At 63.9% G+C, this 17,159-nt stretch carries 16 protein-coding genes; 11 read left to right on the top strand and 5 right to left on the bottom strand.

Annotation, left to right across the window (positions count from 1 at the left end; all coding sequences use genetic code 11):
• Nucleotides 1-56: 56 nt before the first annotated feature.
• A complete protein-coding gene (locus AC5ZG5_RS03575; RefSeq protein WP_456641047.1) occupies nt 57-830 on the bottom strand; it encodes an SDR family oxidoreductase in 774 nt (257 codons plus the stop codon).
• 175 nt (nt 831-1,005) lie between these two features.
• Between AC5ZG5_RS03575 and AC5ZG5_RS03570 the strand changes: the two genes are divergently transcribed.
• Nucleotides 1,006-2,085, top strand: a complete 1,080-nt coding sequence (locus AC5ZG5_RS03570; RefSeq protein ID WP_456641046.1) for a tartrate dehydrogenase — start codon at nt 1,006-1,008, stop codon at nt 2,083-2,085.
• Between the two features lie 187 nt (nt 2,086-2,272).
• Here the strand turns inward: AC5ZG5_RS03570 and AC5ZG5_RS03565 are convergent, their stop codons facing one another.
• From AC5ZG5_RS03565 to AC5ZG5_RS03555, 3 genes are all read right to left on the bottom strand, one after another.
• Complete coding sequence (locus AC5ZG5_RS03565; RefSeq protein ID WP_456641045.1) at nt 2,273-3,184, bottom strand: NAD(P)-dependent oxidoreductase; 912 nt, start codon at nt 3,182-3,184, stop codon at nt 2,273-2,275.
• Nucleotides 3,185-3,214: 30 nt separating this feature from the next.
• Nucleotides 3,215-4,465, bottom strand: a complete 1,251-nt coding sequence (locus AC5ZG5_RS03560; protein WP_456641044.1) for a Zn-dependent hydrolase — start codon at nt 4,463-4,465, stop codon at nt 3,215-3,217.
• 121 nt (nt 4,466-4,586) lie between these two features.
• Nucleotides 4,587-5,504 carry a LysR family transcriptional regulator gene (locus AC5ZG5_RS03555; RefSeq protein WP_456641043.1) on the bottom strand — a complete coding sequence of 306 codons (918 nt, stop codon included), beginning with the start codon at nt 5,502-5,504 and terminating at the stop codon, nt 4,587-4,589.
• Between the two features lie 119 nt (nt 5,505-5,623).
• On the opposite strand from AC5ZG5_RS03555, the gene AC5ZG5_RS03550 reads away from it, so the two are divergent.
• The 6 genes from AC5ZG5_RS03550 to AC5ZG5_RS03525 all read left to right on the top strand — a co-directional run bounded on the left by AC5ZG5_RS03550 (nt 5,624) and on the right by AC5ZG5_RS03525 (nt 11,231).
• A complete protein-coding gene (locus tag AC5ZG5_RS03550) occupies nt 5,624-6,442 on the top strand; it encodes a putative hydro-lyase (protein ID WP_456641042.1) in 819 nt (272 codons plus the stop codon).
• 90 nt (nt 6,443-6,532) lie between these two features.
• On the top strand, nt 6,533-7,777 hold the full coding sequence (locus AC5ZG5_RS03545) for an ABC transporter substrate-binding protein (RefSeq protein WP_456641041.1): 1,245 nt from the start codon (nt 6,533-6,535) through the stop codon (nt 7,775-7,777).
• A 167-nt stretch (nt 7,778-7,944) separates the two neighbouring features.
• A complete protein-coding gene (locus AC5ZG5_RS03540) occupies nt 7,945-8,823 on the top strand; it encodes a branched-chain amino acid ABC transporter permease (protein ID WP_028164962.1) in 879 nt (292 codons plus the stop codon).
• Nucleotides 8,823-9,815, top strand: coding sequence for a branched-chain amino acid ABC transporter permease (locus tag AC5ZG5_RS03535; RefSeq protein WP_456641040.1), 993 nt, complete (start codon nt 8,823-8,825; stop codon nt 9,813-9,815). Before AC5ZG5_RS03540 ends, AC5ZG5_RS03535 begins: the two co-directional genes overlap by 1 nt.
• Nucleotides 9,812-10,543, top strand: coding sequence for an ABC transporter ATP-binding protein (locus AC5ZG5_RS03530; RefSeq protein WP_028164960.1), 732 nt, complete (start codon nt 9,812-9,814; stop codon nt 10,541-10,543). Before AC5ZG5_RS03535 ends, AC5ZG5_RS03530 begins: the two co-directional genes overlap by 4 nt.
• The gene (locus AC5ZG5_RS03525) at nt 10,527-11,231 is read left to right on the top strand and encodes an ABC transporter ATP-binding protein (protein ID WP_130226579.1); all 705 of its coding nucleotides are present in this window, start codon (nt 10,527-10,529) and stop codon (nt 11,229-11,231) included. The genes AC5ZG5_RS03530 and AC5ZG5_RS03525 overlap by 17 nt, the downstream gene beginning before the upstream one ends.
• Nucleotides 11,232-11,386: 155 nt before the next feature.
• Here AC5ZG5_RS03525 and otnC read toward each other — a convergent pair whose 3' ends face one another.
• On the bottom strand, nt 11,387-12,043 hold the full coding sequence (gene otnC, locus AC5ZG5_RS03520) for a 3-oxo-tetronate 4-phosphate decarboxylase (RefSeq protein WP_456641039.1): 657 nt from the start codon (nt 12,041-12,043) through the stop codon (nt 11,387-11,389).
• Between the two features lie 74 nt (nt 12,044-12,117).
• Between otnC and ltnD the strand changes: the two genes are divergently transcribed.
• From ltnD to AC5ZG5_RS03500, 4 genes are all read left to right on the top strand, one after another.
• A complete protein-coding gene (gene ltnD / locus AC5ZG5_RS03515; protein WP_456641308.1) occupies nt 12,118-13,059 on the top strand; it encodes an L-threonate dehydrogenase in 942 nt (313 codons plus the stop codon).
• A gap of 12 nt (nt 13,060-13,071) precedes the next feature.
• On the top strand, nt 13,072-13,854 hold the full coding sequence (gene otnI, locus AC5ZG5_RS03510; protein WP_456641038.1) for a 2-oxo-tetronate isomerase: 783 nt from the start codon (nt 13,072-13,074) through the stop codon (nt 13,852-13,854).
• A complete protein-coding gene (otnK, locus tag AC5ZG5_RS03505) occupies nt 13,851-15,128 on the top strand; it encodes a 3-oxo-tetronate kinase (protein WP_456641037.1) in 1,278 nt (425 codons plus the stop codon). The genes otnI and otnK overlap by 4 nt, the downstream gene beginning before the upstream one ends.
• A 189-nt stretch (nt 15,129-15,317) precedes the next feature.
• On the top strand, nt 15,318-17,009 hold the full coding sequence (locus AC5ZG5_RS03500; RefSeq protein WP_456641036.1) for a methyl-accepting chemotaxis protein: 1,692 nt from the start codon (nt 15,318-15,320) through the stop codon (nt 17,007-17,009).
• Nucleotides 17,010-17,159 lie beyond the last annotated feature (150 nt).

The raw sequence follows: 17,159 nt of genomic DNA, 5'->3' as shown, positions 1-17,159 counted from the left end.
TGTCTCCGCGGATGCGATGGATTGCTTCGCTTCGCTCGCAATGACGGTGGTAGCCATCACCACCCCGCGCTAATGCCGCCGTCGACCGTATAGATCACGCCTGAGGTATAACCCGCGCGGTCGGACGCCAGGAACGCCATGAGGTCGGCGATCTCGCGCGCGTGGGCCGGGCGGCCGAGCGGCAGGCTCTTCTGGAATTCCTTGTAGCGGTTCTCGTCGCCGAACTGATGTTTGGCGCGGGTCTTGAGCAGCGTGACATGCCGGTCGGTGCCGACGGGACCGGGGTTGATGCCGACGATGCGGATGTTGTCGGCAAGGCTCTTGCCGCCGAGCGCGCGGGTCAGCGCCATCAGCGCGGCGTTGCCGGCACTGCCCGCGATATAGTTGGCATCGAATTTCTCGCCGGCGGCGCCGATGTCGTTGATGATCACGCCGCCGCCACGCGCCTTCATCTGTGCGTAGATCGCGCGGGTGAGATTGATATAGCCGAACACCTTGAGTTCCCAGGCGTGTCGCCAGGTCGCCTCATCGATCTTGTCGATCGAGCCGCCGGGAATATCGCCGGCATTGTTGACGAGGATGTCGATGTCGGCTGCCTCTTTTGCCAATCGCGCCAGATCCTCCGGCTTGCGCAGGTCGACGATCGATGTCGCGGCATCGATCTGGTGGGCCGAGCGCAGGCGGTCGGCCAGCGCCTTCAACTGGTCGCCGCTGCGGGCGGCCAGCAGCAGATGGCAGCCTTCCTCGGCAAAGGCTTCGGCGGCGGCCGCGCCGATGCCCTTGGAGGCGCCGGTAATCAGAACGCGCTTGCCGCGCAGATGCAGGTCCATGGCAATACTCGCTGTTGCTGGAGGGGATCGGAGAAAAGTCGGCGGAATTGGTAGGTGGATCACGCCTTGACCGTCAACATTGCACTGCAGCGTTGCGCCGGGGCGAAGTTTGGTCCATTGCAGGGCGCGAGAATAGACGGCGCCTCAAGCCGGGCAAATCACAAGGGTGTTCTTCATGGCCAACGCAAAGAAACAGTATCGGATCGCGGTCATTCCCGGCGACGGCATCGGCAAGGAGGTGATGCCGGAGGGGCTGCGTGTGCTCGAGGCCGCCGCGAAGAAACATGGCGTCGCCGTGCAGTTCGACCATTTCGATTTCGCCTCCTATGACTATTACGAGAAGCACGGCCAGATGATGCCGGATGACTGGAAGGAGCAGATAGGCAAGCACGACGCGATCTATTTCGGCGCGGTCGGCTGGCCGGCCAAGATTCCGGATCACGTCTCGCTGTGGGGCTCGCTGATCAAGTTCCGCCGTGAGTTCGACCAGTATGTCAATTTGCGCCCGGTGCGGCTGATGCCCGGCGTGCCGTCGCCGCTCGCGAACCGCAAGCCCGGCGATATCGATTTCTGGGTGGTGCGCGAGAACACCGAAGGCGAATATTCGTCCGTTGGCGGGCGGATGTTCCCGGACACCGAGCGTGAGTTCGTGACGCAGCAGACGGTGATGACCCGCATCGGCGTCGACCGCATCCTGAAATTCGCCTTCGACCTCGCGCAGTCGCGGCCGAAGAAGCATCTGACCTCCGCGACGAAGTCGAACGGCATCTCGATCACCATGCCCTATTGGGACGAGCGCGTGGAGGCGATGGCGAAGAAGTATCCGTCGGTGAAGTGGGACAAGTACCACATCGACATCCTGACCGCGAACTTCGTGCTGCATCCGGACTGGTTCGACGTCGTGGTCGGCTCCAATCTGTTCGGGGATATCCTCTCCGATCTCGGCCCGGCCTGCACCGGCACCATCGGCATTGCGCCCTCGGGCAACATCAATCCGGAAGGCGATTTCCCGTCGGTGTTCGAGCCGGTGCACGGCTCGGCGCCCGATATCGCGGGCCAAGGGATCGCCAACCCCATCGGCATGATCTGGTCAGGCGCGATGATGCTGGAGCATCTCGGCGAGAAGCCGGCGGCGGACGCGGTGGTCGGCGCGATCGAACGCACGCTCGCCGAACGCACGCTCCGCACCCGCGACCTCGGCGGCAATGCGGATACCGAGGCTTGCGGCAAGGCAGTCGCGGAGATGGTGGATTAAGACGCCGTCCATCGTCATTGCGAGGAGCGAAGCGACGAAGCAATCCATGTGTCAGCAAGTGGCGGGATGGATTGTTTCGCTTCGCTCGCAATGACGGCGCTGGATGGTCCGTAGGGTGGGCAAAGCGCAGCGTGCCCACCGTCACCTGCACCGCTCGCAATGGTGGGCACGCTTCGCTTTGCCCACCCTACGACGTCACGATCCGTCGGCAATGCTCCCAGGCGGCATGCAGCAGGTTCTCGCTGGCTTCCGGCGTGCGGAAGGCGGAATGCGCCGAGAGCGTGACGTTTGGCAGTTTCGTCAGCGGATGATCCGCAGGCAGCGGCTCGACGGTGAAGACATCGAGCCCGGCGTGGCGGATGTGGCCTGAGTTCAGCGCATCGATCATCGCTGCTTCGTCGACGATGGCGGCCCGGGCGGTGTTGACGAAGATGACGCCCGGCTTCATCGCGGCGATGCGCTCGCGGGTGATGAAGCCTCTTGTGTCGTCGTTGAGCAGAAGATGCAGCGAGACGACATGGCTCTGCGCCAGCAGCGTGTCGAGATCGACGAAGTCAACGCCCGGATAGCTCTTCGGCGAGCGGTTCCAGGCGATCACGCGCATTCCCGAGCCCACCGCGATGCGCGCGACTTCAGCCGCGATCCCGCCGAATCCGATCAGGCCGAGCGTCTTGCCGGTGAGCTGCATGCCGTCTTCGCGCAGCCACTTGCCGGCGCGCATCTCGCGGTCCATCTGCGCCAGCACGCGGGCGGAGGCCCACATCAGCGCGATCGCGGACTCCGCCACGGCGGTGTCGCCATAGCCCTTGATCAGATGCACGGAGATGCCGAGTTCGGCGAGCTCCTCCGGATTCATGTAGCTGCGCGCGCCGGTGCCGAGGAACACGACGTGCTTCAGCCCGCCGCACTGCTTTGCGATGTCGGTCGGCAGCGCCGTGTGGTCGATGATGGCGATCTCGGCGCCATCGAGCACTTTTGGCAGTTGGTCGGACGTGACGTCCGGGTCGCGGTGGATGCGCACCTTGGGATCGCCGGGTTTCTCCAGGCGCTCGAAGATCACGGCAAGCGCTTCATTGGCGTCGACAAAAACCCCGCGCACGGCACATCTCCATCTTGCTTGGTGGACCGGTCAGGACGCGACGCCGGCGAGTGCGAGCACCGTATGCATCAGGACGTTGGCGCCGGCGGCGCAATCGGTCTGCGTTGCGTCCTCGAGCTCGTTGTGGCTGATGCCGTCCTTGCAGGGTACGAACACCATTGCCGCAGGGATCACCGTGTTGAGGTTGCAGGCGTCGTGGCCGGCGCCCGAGGTGATGCGTCGGTGCGAATAGCCGAGTTGCTTGGCGGCGTTCTCGACGGCATCGACCAGCTTGGGATCGAAATGCGTCGGCGGCTTGCGCCAGACCAGGTCGAGCGTAACCTCGACCTTGCGGCGGGCGGCGATCTCGGCGATCGCAGCGCGCAGGTCCTTGTCCAGCGCGTCCATGATGGCGGCATCGGCGCTGCGGCAATCGACGGTGAAGGCGATCTCGCCCGGAATGACGTTGCGCGAGGGCTTCGCGATCACGGCCTCGCCGATTGTGCCGACCGCGTTCGGCCCGTGCTTTTTCGCGATGCTCTCCATCGCCAGCACGATCTCCGACAAGGTTGCCAGCGCATCGCGCCGCAGCGGCATCGGTGTCGAGCCGGCATGGCTCTCGAAGCCCGTGATCTTGCCGTCGTACCATAAGACGCCCTGGCCGGAATCGACCACGCCGATGGTCTTGTTCTCGGCTTCCAGGATCGGGCCCTGCTCGATATGCAATTCGACGAAGCCGGAGAATTTTTGCGTGCCGACCGCCGTCGTGCCGCGATAGCCGATGCCGTCGAGCGCTTCGGCAACCGTGACGCCCTCGGCATCCCTGCGCGACAGGATGTCATCAGTGGTGAAATCGCCGACATAGGCGGCGGAGGCCATCATCGCCGGCGCGAAGCGCGAGCCTTCTTCGTTGGTCCAGTTGCAGATGCAGATCGGCATCTCGGTCTCGATGCCGGCATCATTGAGTGTGCGCACGACTTCGAGCGCGGCGAGCGTGCCGAGCACGCCGTCATATTTGCCGCCGGTCGGCTGGGTGTCGAGATGCGAGCCGAGCCCGATCGGCGGTTTCGACATGTCGCGGCCCTTGCGCAGGCCGAACATCGAGCCGAGCGCGTCAACATGAACCTCCAGCCCTGCGTCCTCGCACGCCTTGCGGAACCAGTCGCGCACCTGCTTGTCCTCGGCGCTCAAGGTCAGCCGCCGCACACCGCCTTTCGGCGTCCCGCCGAATTTCGCAGTTTCATGAATCGTGCCCCAGAGGCGGGCGGAATCGATCTGCAGGTTGGATGCGGCTCGGCTCATGCGTTCGTTCCATTCGTTTTCTGTCATTCCGGGATGGTCCGAAGGACCAGACTCGGAATCTCGAGATTCCGGGTTCGCCCTGCGGGCGCCCCGGAATGACGGGTCGTTACATAGTGTTCGTTCAATGACGCGCTCGCAGCGGATCGTCAACCGACGGGCTCGTTTGCGCGATCTGGCGCGCGAGGTCGGCGACGCGCTCGATTGCGGCGATGTCGGGGGAGGTGAGCCAGTTTGCGTTGAAGGTGAGCGGCGCCATGTTGATGTCGGTATCGAGCAGTTGCAGCCGTCCGTCGGCGAGTTCGTTCTCGACGATGGCTGACGGGATCACGGCGATGCCGAGCCCTTCGATCGCCATGTGGATCACCGTTGCCAGCGAGGCGCTGGCGTGCAGCCGGATCGGCGGCAGGTCTGGCCGTTCGAACACCGCGCGCACGCTTTCGTAAGGCACTGTCTTGCGGGGAAAGGTGATGATCGGAAAGCGCGCCAGCTCATGCCGCGCCACCGGGCCATTGCCGAGGCCGAGCGCCGGGCTCGCCAGAAATCCGATCGGATAATCGCAAAGCACGCGGCTCTGCACGCCCGACGCCGACAGCGGCCCCACCACGAAGGCCAGCTCGATCTCTTGCGCGAGCAGCCGCGCGCTCAAATTAGGTGTGATGTCCACCTCGATTTCCAGCGACAGGTTCGGATAGACCTCGTTGACGCTCTTGACGAGGCGCGTCAGCCAGGTGTGCACGATGGTCTCGGCGACGCCGAGCCGGAGCACGCCGCGCATCGCGGAGCGGTCGCCGATCTCGGCCATCATCTCCGAGCGCAGCCCGATCAGCTTCTCCGCATAGACCATCATCTGCCGGCCGCTCGGCGTCGGCGAGGCCACCCGATGGTCGCGGTTGAGCAGTTTCACGCCCAACTCGCGTTCGAGCTGGGCGATGCGTTGGGAGATCGCCGGCTGGGTCGTGTTGAGCCGCTGCGCCGCGCCACGGAAGCTTCCAAGCTTGACCACCCAGAGGAACGTTTCGATCGACCTGAAATCAAGCATTGGAGGCTTTTTCCCGTTCGATAAATCAAACTTATCGAATTCGATTAGAAAGGAAGATTAGACTTTATAGCACGCTTGGTGTTGGCTGCGCTTGTCGAGATATTAGGCAGGTCGGTCAAATGACTGTTTTTGCGGCAGCGCAGCAAGCCCGTGACAACGATCCCGTGCTTCCGAGCCGAGAGGCCCGGCTAGCGTGCCGTGAGGGCATGGCTTCGAGCACCGCCGGGGTGGCGAACGGCTTTGTCCAGGGCAACCTTGCCATCCTGCCGGAAAAGCTCGCCGGGGCCTTCCACCGCTTCTGCCAGCTCAACCCGAAGCCGTGCCCGATCATCGGCATGTCTGATGTCGGTGACCCCCGAATTCCCGCGCTTGGCCTCGACCTCGACATCCGCACCGACGTGCCGCGCTATCGCATCTGGCGCGACGGCGAGGTGGTGGAGGAGCCGACCGATGTCATGCAGCATTGGCGCGACGATCTCGTCGCCTTTGTGCTCGGCTGCTCGTTCTCGTTCGAAGAAGCGCTGATGGACGAGGGCCTGCCGATCCGTCACATCGAGCGCCACGTGCGGGTGCCGATGTACCGCACCAATATCGCCTGCCGATCGTCGGGCCCGTTCGCGGGGCCGATGGTGGTGTCGATGCGTCCCTTCAAGCCGGCCGATGCAATCCGCGCGGTGCAGGTCACCTCGCGTTTTCCCTCGGTGCACGGCGCGCCGGTGCATCTCGGCCATCCGCATCTGATTGGCATCAGCGACATCGCCAAGCCCGACTATGGTGATCCGGTTCCGGTCGAAGCCGATGAGATTCCGGTATTCTGGGCGTGCGGCGTGACACCGCAGGCGGTGATCGCGAACGCCAAGCTACCATTCGCGATCACTCATGCGCCGGGGTTGATGTTGATCACTGATCTGAGGAACAAGCAGTTGGCTGTGCTCTAAAGGGCAGCGCTTGCCGTTTCTTGAGGCTTTACCGCAACCGCCTTCCGTTTCATTCGATAGCTACGCTTCAATTAAGGGGAATTTCCGCAAATGACGATCACTCGCCGCAATGTGTTGCTTGGAGCCACCGCTGCTGCCGCGCTCGCGCCGATCGCTGCGCGCGCGCAAACCAGCGAGGTGGTGATCGGCGTGATCTATCCGCTGTCCGGCGCAAGCGCCCAGATCGGCGTCGACGCGCAAAAGGCATTCGAGACCGCGGCCGATATCATCAACAAGAACTATGATTTCGAGCTGCCGCTCGCCAAGGGCGAGGGCCTGTCCGGCCTGGGAGGTGCCAAGGTCCGCCTCGTTTTCGCCGATCACCAGGCCGATCCGCAGAAGGGTCGCGCCGAAGCCGAGCGCCTGATCACACAGGAGAAGGTCTGCGCCATCGTCGGCACCTACCAGAGCGCGGTTGCCGTCACCGTCAGCCAGATCTGCGAGCGTTACCAGATCCCCTTTATCTCGGCCGACAATTCTTCGCCGAGCCTGCATCGCCGCGGCCTGAAATTCTATTTCCGCGCGGCGCCTCATGACGAGATGTTCTCGACCGCGATGTTCGACTTCTTCGATGCGATGAAGAAGAAGGGCACCAAGATCGACACGCTGTCGCTGTTCCACGAGGATACGATCTTCGGCACCGACTCCGGCAACGCGCAGACCAAGCTCGCACGTGAGCGCGGCTACAAGATCGTTGCCGACATCAAGTACCGCGCCAATTCGCCGTCACTGTCGGCCGAAGTGCAGCAGCTCAAGGCTGGTAATGCCGACGTGCTGATGCCCTCGAGCTACACCACCGACGGCATCCTGCTCGTGAAGACCATGGGCGAACTCGGCTACAAGCCGCCGGCGATCGTGGCGCAGGACGCCGGCTTCTCCGAAAAGGCGCTGTATGATGCGGTCGGCGACAAGCTCGAAGGCGTGATCTCGCGCGGTAGCTTCTCGCTCGATCTCGCCGCCAAGCGGCCGATGGTCGGCAAGATCAACGCGATGTATAAGGAGCGGTCGGGCAAGGACTTCAACGACTATTCGTCGCGCCAGTTCATGGGCCTGATCGTGATGGCCGATGCCATCAACCGCGCCAAGTCCACCGATGGCGAGAAGATCCGCGAGGCGCTGGTCGCGACCGACATGCCGGGCGAGGCGACCATCATGCCCTGGAAGCGCGTGAAGTTTGACGACATGGGCCAGAACAACGACGCCGATCCGGTGCTGCTGCAATATATCGGCGGCAAGTTCGTCACGATCTTCCCGCCGCAGGCGGCAGTGGCCGAAGCCGTCTGGCCGATGAAGTGAGCGGCGCGGGTAGGGGAAGAACCATCGTGACCCTGGACTCGATGATAACTGCGCGTTCCGTCATTGCGAGCGAAGCAATCCATGTCGCCACGAGCTGAGAGAATGGATTGCTTCGTCGCTTCGCTCCTCGCAATGACGGATGGCGATGCTGGTGCGGAGCTGCAGCAGTGACAGCCGAGACCATTATCCAGAGTCTGGCGAGCGGCCTCCTGATGGGGCTGCTCTATGGACTGATCGCCGTCGGGCTGGCGCTGATCTTCGGCCTGATGGACGTCGTGAACTTCGCCCATGGCGAGTTCCTGATGATCGCGATGTACGCGACATTCTTCCTGTTCGCGTTCTTCGCCATCGACCCGCTGTTGTCGGCGCCGCTGGTGGCGGCGGCTCTGTTCGTGTTCGGGGCGATCGTCTATCTCTTGATCGTGCGCTTTGCCGTGCGCGCCAAGGCCAATGCCGGCATGGTGCAGATCTTCTCCACCTTCGGCCTTGCCATCGTAATGCGCGGACTGGCGCAGTTCTTCTTCACGCCGGACTATCGCAGCGTCACCAATTCCTGGCTCGGCGGGAAAACCATCTCGGTTGGCGGCATCTTCCTGCCGGAGCCGCAACTCGTCGGCGCGCTGCTGTCGATCGCGGCCTTCGCGGGACTCTACTTCTTCATCCACCGCACCGATTTCGGCCGCGCGCTGGAGGCAACGCGTGAGGATGCCGGTGCGGTGGCGCTGGTCGGCATCGACAAGAACCGGGTATTCGCGCTCGGCTGGGGGCTCGGCGCGGCGCTCGTTGGTCTTGCCGGCGCGATCATGGCGATCTTCTTCTATGTCTATCCCGATGTCGGCGCCTCCTTCGCGCTGATCGCCTACGTCACCGTGGCGCTCGGTGGCTTCGGCAGCGTGTTCGGCGCCTTCGCCGGCGGCATCATCGTCGGCCTGGTCGAGGCAACCACCGCGCTGATCCTGCCGCCGTCGCTGAAATCGGTCGGCATCTATGCGGTCTATCTGCTCGTCGTCTTCGTCCGCCCGCGCGGCCTGTTCGGGTCGATGTGATGGAAAAGGATTTCGCCAGACGACGCCGCCGCGAATTGATCATCGCCTTTTGTCTTGCGGCCGTCGCCGCGCTGGTGCCGCTGTTCGTGAAGGACGTCTACGTCCAGAACGTCATGGTGCTGACGCTGATGTATGCGGCGCTCTCGCAGAGCTGGAACATCCTGTCCGGCTATTGCGGCCAGATTTCGCTCGGCCACGCGCTTTATTTCGGGCTCGGCGCCTACACCACGGCACTGCTGTTCACCAAGTTCGGCGTGTTGCCCTGGTTCGGCATGCTGGTCGGCGGCGTGATCTCGGCGCTGATCGCGATGGCGCTCGGCTATCCCTGCTTCCGCCTGCGCGGGCACTATTTCGTCATCGCCACCATCGTCATCGCCGAGATCGGGTTGCTCTTGATCCAGAACTGGGAGTGGGCGGGGGCGGCGCTCGGCATCGATATCCCGGTGCGTGGCGATAGCTGGCTGAAATTCCAGTTCACGCGCAGCAAGCTGCCCTACTTCTATTTCGCGTTGGCGCTCGCCTGCGTCGCCTGGTTCGTCACCTGGTGGCTGGAGGACTCCAAATGGGGCTATTGGTGGCGCGCGGTGAAGGACAATCCGGACGCGGCCGAAAGCCTTGGCGTCGTCGTGTTCAATTCCAAGATGGGGGCGGCAGCGGTCTCCGCGTTCCTGGTCGCCGTCGGCGGCAGCTTCTACGCACAGTTCGTCTCCTACATCGATCCTGAAAGCGTGATGGGCTTCCAGTTCTCGCTGCTGATGGCGCTGCCCGCGGTGCTCGGCGGCATCGGCACGCTGTGGGGACCGGTGCTTGGCGCCGTGATCCTGATCCCGCTGACCGAACTGACCCGATCCTTCATCGGCGGTTCGGGACGCGGTGTGGACCTGATCGTCTACGGCACGCTGATCGTGCTGATCTCATTGGCGCTGCCGAGAGGGCTGGTGAGCCTGTTTGCACGGCCCAAGTTCTTTTGGCGCAAGGCGGCCGTGCGATGACGGCGCTCCTGGAAACCCGTGGCGTCTGGCAGCGGTTCGGCGGCCTGGTCGCCAACAGCGACGTCTCGATCTCGGTTGGCCGCGGCGAAATCGTCGGGCTGATCGGTCCCAACGGCGCCGGCAAGTCGACCCTGTTCAACCTGATCGCCGGCGTGCTGCCGCCCACTCAAGGCTCGATCTGGTTCGATGGCGAGGATGTCACGAGATTGCCGGCGGCGGAACGCTGCCAGCGTGGCATCGGCCGCACCTTTCAGGTGGTGAAAAGCTTCGAGACCATGACGGTCATCGACAACGTCATCGTCGGCGCGCTGATCCGCAACACCGTGATGCGCGTCGCCCGCCGCAAGGCGCATGAGGTGCTGGAATTCTGCGGGCTCGGCACGCGTGCCAACGTGCTGGCAAGCGATCTGGTGCCATCAGAGAAGCGGCGTCTCGAAGTGGCCCGCGCGCTCGCGACCGAACCAAAACTGCTGCTGCTCGATGAAGTCTTGACCGGCCTCACACCGGTGGAGGCCAAGACCGGCGTCGAACTGGTGCGCAAGGTGCGCGACACCGGCGTCACCGTGCTGATGGTCGAGCATGTCATGGAGATTGTGATGCCGCTGGTCGACCGCGCCATCGTGCTCGACCTCGGCAAGGTGCTGGTCGAGGGCAAGCCAACCGAGGTCGTGCGCGACCCGAAGGTCATCACCGCCTATCTTGGGGATCGTCATGCTGTCGGTGCATGAAGTCACCACCGCCTATCAGGGGCTGGTTGCGATCTCCGCCGTCTCGATCGAGGTCGCCAAGGGCGAGATCGTCTGCGTCGCCGGCGCCAACGGGGCCGGCAAATCGACGCTTCTGAAGTCCATCGCCGGCGCTGAGCGCCCGCGCTCCGGCACCGTCACCTTCGACGGGGCCCGGATCGACGGCAAGCCGCAGCATGTCATCACCGCCGGCGGCATCGCCTTCGTGCCGGAAAACCGCCGGCTGTTTCCGCGCCTGTCGGTGCGCGACAATCTCCGCCTCGGCAGCTATCTCTACCGCAGTGAAGCCAACCGCGACGAGCCGCTCGATCTCGTGTTCAAATTGTTCCCGCGGCTTTCGGAGCGGCTGGAGCAGCGCGCCGAGACGCTGTCCGGCGGTGAGCAGCAGATGCTCGCGATCGGCCGCGCGCTGATGACCCGCCCGCGGCTCTTGATGCTCGACGAGCCGTCGCAGGGCATCATGCCAAAGCTGGTCGACGAGATCTTCCAGGCGGTGAAGCGCATCCGCGACGCCGGCATGACCGTGTTGATCGTCGAGCAGCGCATGGCCGAATGTCTTGAGATCGCCGACCGCGCCTACATCCTGCAGACCGGCCGCGTGCTGATGCAGGGCCCGGCGGCTGAGATCAGCACCAATCCCGACGTGCGCAAGGCCTATCTGGGGCTTTGATCCGCGTCCCCGTCATTGCTTCGCTTCGCTCGCAATGACGAAACGGTAGGTTCTCCGTCATGCCCGGGCTTGTCCCGGGCATCCACGATCTTTCTTTCCGGATGCAAAGAACGTGGATGGCCGGGACAAGCCCGGCCATGACGAATTCGGAAGGGCTAGTGCCCATGCTCCGGCAGCTTCAGCCCGAACACCTTAGTCAAATCCGCCACCTGCTCCGGCGAGAGATAGCGCGGGTTCAGCCCGCGCAGCAGCAGATAGAGCTTCGCGGTCTCTTCCAGTTCCTCCGTCGCGAACACCGCGGCTTCCAGCGTGTCGCCTGAAACCACAGGCCCATGATTGGCGAGCAGCACCGACGAATATTTGCCCGCCAATCCCTTGATCGCGTCGGCCACCGCGGGATCGCCGGGTCGATAATAAGGCACCAGCGCGGTCGGGCCGCATTTCATCACATAATAGGCGGTGAGCGGCGGCAGCGCGGCGCGCGGGTCGATCTCGGGCAGCATCGAGAGAGCCACGGAATGGGTCGAATGCAGATGCACGACGGCACGCGCCGCGCCGCGGGTCTGGTAGAGCGCGGTGTGCAGCGGCACCTCCTTGGTCGGCGCGTCGCCCGAGACCAGCCGCCCATCGGCATCGAGCCGCGACATCCTGGCAGGATCGAGGAAACCGAGCGAGGCATTGGTCGGCGTCACCAGCCAGCCGCCATCGTCCAGCCTCACGCTGATATTGCCTGACGAGCCCGGCGTCAGCCCGCGCTCGAACAGCGAGCGGCCGAAGCGGCAGATTTCCTCACGGAGCTTTGTTTCGCTCATGGCAGCCATACCCGTTTGTCGCCTTGTCTCACGCTTTGGCACGGCGGCCAAGCCGTGATACGCAGGGGACAAGCCTGAAGAAAAATGTGAGGGACCGCCGCATGCCTGACCAGTCAAAAACCCGCGTCGCCGTGATCGGGCTCGGCTCGATGGGATCGGGCATGGCGACCTCGCTGTTGCGCGCGGGCTTCGAGGTGACCGGCTGCGACGTCTCCGCCGACAGCGTCGCGCGGTTTGTCCGGGGCGGCGGCAAGGGAGCCAAGACACCGAAGGAAGCCGCCGATAGCGCCGACATCGTGGTCAGCGTGGTCGTCAACGCCGACCAGACCGAAACGATCCTGTTCGGCGAGAACGGCGTCGCCGAGACGCTGCCGAAGGGATCCGTGTTCGTGTCCTCCGCGACCATGGACCCTGATGTGGCGCGGCGATTGGCAGCCAAGCTCGAGGCGACGGACCGGCATTATCTGGATGCCCCGATCTCCGGCGGCGCCCAGCGCGCAGCGCAGGGCGAACTCACCATCCTTGCTTCCGGCAGCGCGGCGGCGTTCGCAAAAGCCCGTCCCGCGCTCGATGCGATGGCGGCCAAGCTCTATGAACTCGGCGATGCGGCCGGGCAGGGCGCCGCGTTCAAGATGATCAACCAGCTCCTGGCCGGCGTGCATATCGCCGCCGCCTCGGAGGCGATGGCGTTCGCGGCCAAGCAAGGCCTCGATATCCGCAAGGTCTATGAGGTGATCACGGCCTCCGCCGGCAATTCCTGGATGTTCGAGAACCGCATGCCGCATGTGCTCGACGGCGACTACACGCCGCGCAGCGCGGTGGAGATTTTCGTCAAGGATCTGGGCATTATCCAGGACATGGCTCGGTCAGCGAAATTCCCGGTGCCGGTCTCAGCCGCAGCGCTGCAGATGTTCCTGATGACGGCCGCCGCCGGCATGGGGCGTGATGACGACGCCTCGGTGGCGCGGATGTACGCCCGCGTCACCGGCACCAAGCTGCCCGGCGAACACAATTAATAAGGACACGCGATGCCCCGCTTTGCCGCCAATCTCACCATGATGTTCAACGAGGTCGCGTTCCTCGACCGTTTCGAGGCTGCGGCGAAAGCCGGCTTTACCGCGGTGGAGTTCCTGTTTCCCTATGACCATCCGGCGAAGGAGGTCGGCGAGCGGCTGCGCGAGAACGGCCTGACGCAGGCGCTGTTCAACCTGCCGCCGGGCGATTGGGCGGCCGGAGAGAAGGGGTTCGCGGCGCTGCCGGACCGGTTTGAGGATATGAAGGCGAGCCTCGCCACCGCACTGCCTTATGCGGAGGCGACCGGCGTCAAGCGCGTGCACCTGATGGCGGGGATCGCCGACCGAAGCGATCGCAAGGCGGTCGAGGCATTTTATAAGTCCGTTACATGGGCCGCCGAGTTCTTCGCGCCGCACGGCCTCGACGTCGTGATCGAGCCGATCAATCCACGCAACGTGCCCGGCTATTTCCTCAACGATTTCGGCTTTGCACGTGATCTGATCAACGAGTTGAAGATTCTGAACCTGAAGTTGCAGTTCGACATCTATCACTGCCAGATCATCCATGGCGATGTCACCATGCGGCTGCGTGAGATGATGCCGATCATCGGCCACACCCAGATCGCCAGCATCCCCTCGCGCAACGAGCCCGATGGCGAAGAGCTGAACTATCCGTTCCTGTTCGATGAGCTCGACCGGCTCGGCTATGCCGGCTTCGTCGGCTGCGAATATAATCCGCGTGGCAAGACCGTCGATGGCCTCGGCTGGTTCAAGCCCTATGCCGGAGCAAAAGCATGACTTTGGCGCTGGGCTGCATCGCCGACGACTACACCGGCGCCTCCGATCTCGCCAATTCGCTGACCCGTGCCGGCCTGCGCACGGTGCAGACGATTGGTGTGCCGTCGGACGATCTCGCTTTGCCCGAGGTCGACGCTGTCGTGGTCTCGCTGAAGAGTCGCTCGATCGAGGCGAGCCAGGCGGTCACGCGCTCGCGCGCGGCGGAGAAGTGGCTGCGCGGCCGCGGCGCCTCGCATGTGCTGTTCAAGATCTGCTCGACCTTCGACTCTACCAACGCCGGCAATATCGGCCCGGTGATGGATGCGCTGCGCAAAGATTCCGGCGACAACATCGTGCTGGTCACGCCGGCATTCCCGGAAACCGGACGCACCGTATACCAGGGCAATTTGTTCGTCGGGTCGGTGCCGCTGAACGAAAGCCCGCTCAAGGATCATCCGCTCAACCCGATGCATGACTCGAACCTGGTGCGGGTGCTGGCATGCCAGAGCAGCACAAAGGTCGGACTGATCGATCTTGCTACCGTTGCGCGCGGTCCGGACGCCGTTCGCGCGCGCCTTGCAGATCTTGCCGCCGGCGGATTTGGTGCCGCCATCATCGATGCCGTGTTCGACCGCGACCTCGGCACCATCGGCACGGTGGCGCTGGACCATCGCGTTTCGGTCGGCGCTTCCGGGATCGGGCTCGGGCTTGCCCGGGCGCTGGTTGACTCCGGAAAAGTCAGGCCAGAAGCCGCAAGCGTGACGGCCGAGGCGCTGGTCGGAGGGCCAGCCGCCTGTCTCGCCGGAAGCTGTTCGCAAGCGACACTGCAGCAGATCGCCAATGCCGAGCGCAGCATGGCCGTGCTGCATCTCGACCCCGAGCGGATCGTGATCGGCAAGGATGAAGTCCATCGCGCGCTCGCCTGGGCCCGCGACCGGATCGGCGAAGGGCCGGTGCTGATCGCCAGCAGCGCCACGCCCGACGAAGTCGCAGCTCTGCAGTCCCGTTATGGCCGTGATGCAGCCGGGCATACCATCGAGCAGGCGATGGCCGACATCGCGGAAGGTCTCGTCGAACACGGCGTGCGTCGATTGGTGGTCGCCGGCGGTGAGACGTCAGGCGCCGTGGTGGATCGTTTGCGAATTCCAGGTTTTCTCGTCGGCGTGGAGATCGCCGCTGGTGTGCCGGTGCTGCGTGCGGTCGGCGCGAACAAAGGCGAGATGCTGCTTGCTCTGAAATCAGGCAATTTCGGCGGACCGCAATTTTTCTCGGACGCGCTTGCGTTGATGCGCTGATCTCATCGCTTCGTTCATTTGTTAGTGACGGTTTTCATTTACCGTAACTCTACGGAGGGACAAATTAACGCGACTTCAGAAGTTGCGCGGTTTGATCGCCAGTAAGGCATCCTTCGATTCGGCAGACCAAACCGAAGCACCTTGCATCACCTGACGTGCCCGACACGCGCAACACCAAGAGATTTTCAGATGTTCGCCAAATACTCGATCCGCGCCAAGATCATCACCGTGGTTGCGCTGCTGCTCGTCACGATGACGGGCATGGGGCTCCTCGCCGTCCGCAACATGCAGGCGATCAATGCCAATACGGTCGACATCACCACCAGCTGGCTGCCGAGCGTCCGGGTGCTCGGTGAGCTTCGCGCTGGTGTCATTACCTACCGCAACGTGATCCGTGAGCACATGCTCTCGGAAACGCTCGAGGAGAAGCTGGCCAACGAGAAGACTCTGGTCACAGTTGTCGAGGGCAACATGAAGGCCCGCAAGAGCTATGAAACGATGATCACCTCCCCGGAGGAGCGGGCGCTCTATACTCAATGGTCGGACACCTGGGATCGATACAGGAAGGGCACCGAAGAGGTGATGGCGTTGTCGCGCAGGGATGTCGGCAAGATCCCGCATGACGCGCATGAGCTGAACAGCAAGACCGTGAACAAGATCGGGCTCGAGGCCGACGCGATTCTCCTCAAGGACATCGAGCTCAACAAGGCGGGTGCCGACAAGGCTGCGGAGGACGCCGCCGCCAACTACTCTTCCGCCTTCGCGATACTCGCTGTCATTCTCTTGGCCGCGGTGCTTGTTGGCGCCGCCATCAGTTTCCTGTTGATCCGCGACGTCTCGGCCGGGATCGCGTCCATCGTCAAGCCGATGCAGGCGCTCGGAAACGGGGATCTGACCGCCGAAGTCCCGCACCAGGGCGAGAAGACCGAAATCGGCACGATGGCCGATGCGCTTCAGGTGTTCAAGGAAGCGTTGATCGCCAAGAAGGCCGCCGACGAGGCTGCAGCCGCCGACGCCGAAGCAAAGATCGAGCGCGGCCGCCGGGTCGACGCCATCACCCGCAATTTCGAGACCATGATCGGCGAGATCGTCCAGACCGTCTCTTCCGCCTCGACCCAGCTCGAAGCCGCGGCCGGCACGCTCTCCTCGACTGCCACACGCTCGCAGGAATTGACCACCACGGTCGCTTCCGCCTCGGAAGAGGCGTCCACCAATGTGCAGTCGGTGGCGTCCGCGACCGAGGAGTTGTCATCGTCCGTCACCGAGATCAGCCGCCAGGTCCAGGAATCAGCACGGATGGCGGGCGACGCCGTCGGCCAGGCTCGCAGCACCAACGACCGTGTCAGCGAGCTCTCGAAGGCGGCGGCACGGATCGGCGACGTCGTCGAGCTCATCAACACGATCGCGGGCCAGACCAACCTGCTGGCGCTGAACGCGACCATCGAGGCGGCACGCGCCGGCGAGGCCGGCCGCGGCTTTGCGGTGGTCGCCTCCGAAGTGAAGGCGCTGGCCGAGCAGACCGCGAAAGCCACCGGCGAGATCGGCCAGCAAATCACCGGCATCCAGGCCGCCACCCAGGACTCGGTGAACGCGATCAAGGAAATCAGCAACACCATCGAACGGCTGTCGGAGATCTCCTCGACCATCGCCGCGGCGGTGGAGGAGCAGGGCGCGGCTACGCAGGAAATCTCCCGCAACGTCCAGCAGGCCGCCCAGGGCACCCACCAGGTTTCGGCCAACATCACCGACGTGCAGCGCGGCGCGACCGAGACCGGTTCGGCCTCATCGCAGGTGCTCTCGGCGGCAAAGGCATTGTCCGGCGACAGCAGCCGCCTCAAGGTCGAGGTCAGCAAGTTCCTGGAATCCGTGCGGGCGGCTTAATTACTTCATTAGTTGCGATAATTCCCGGCCGCGGTTCACCCCGCGGCCGGTCCGGCCCGGCAGCTATGTCGAGGATGTGAACGCGGATTGCGTCGCGCAAAGTTGGCTTTTGGCCCGTTTTTCGCTAGATCGACGCAAGTGAATTGGCCT

The organism is Bradyrhizobium sp. Ses1 (assembly GCF_059512365.1).
The sequence above is the reverse complement of the archived record's forward strand: the minus strand, read 5'-3'. Positions and strand labels throughout refer to the sequence as shown.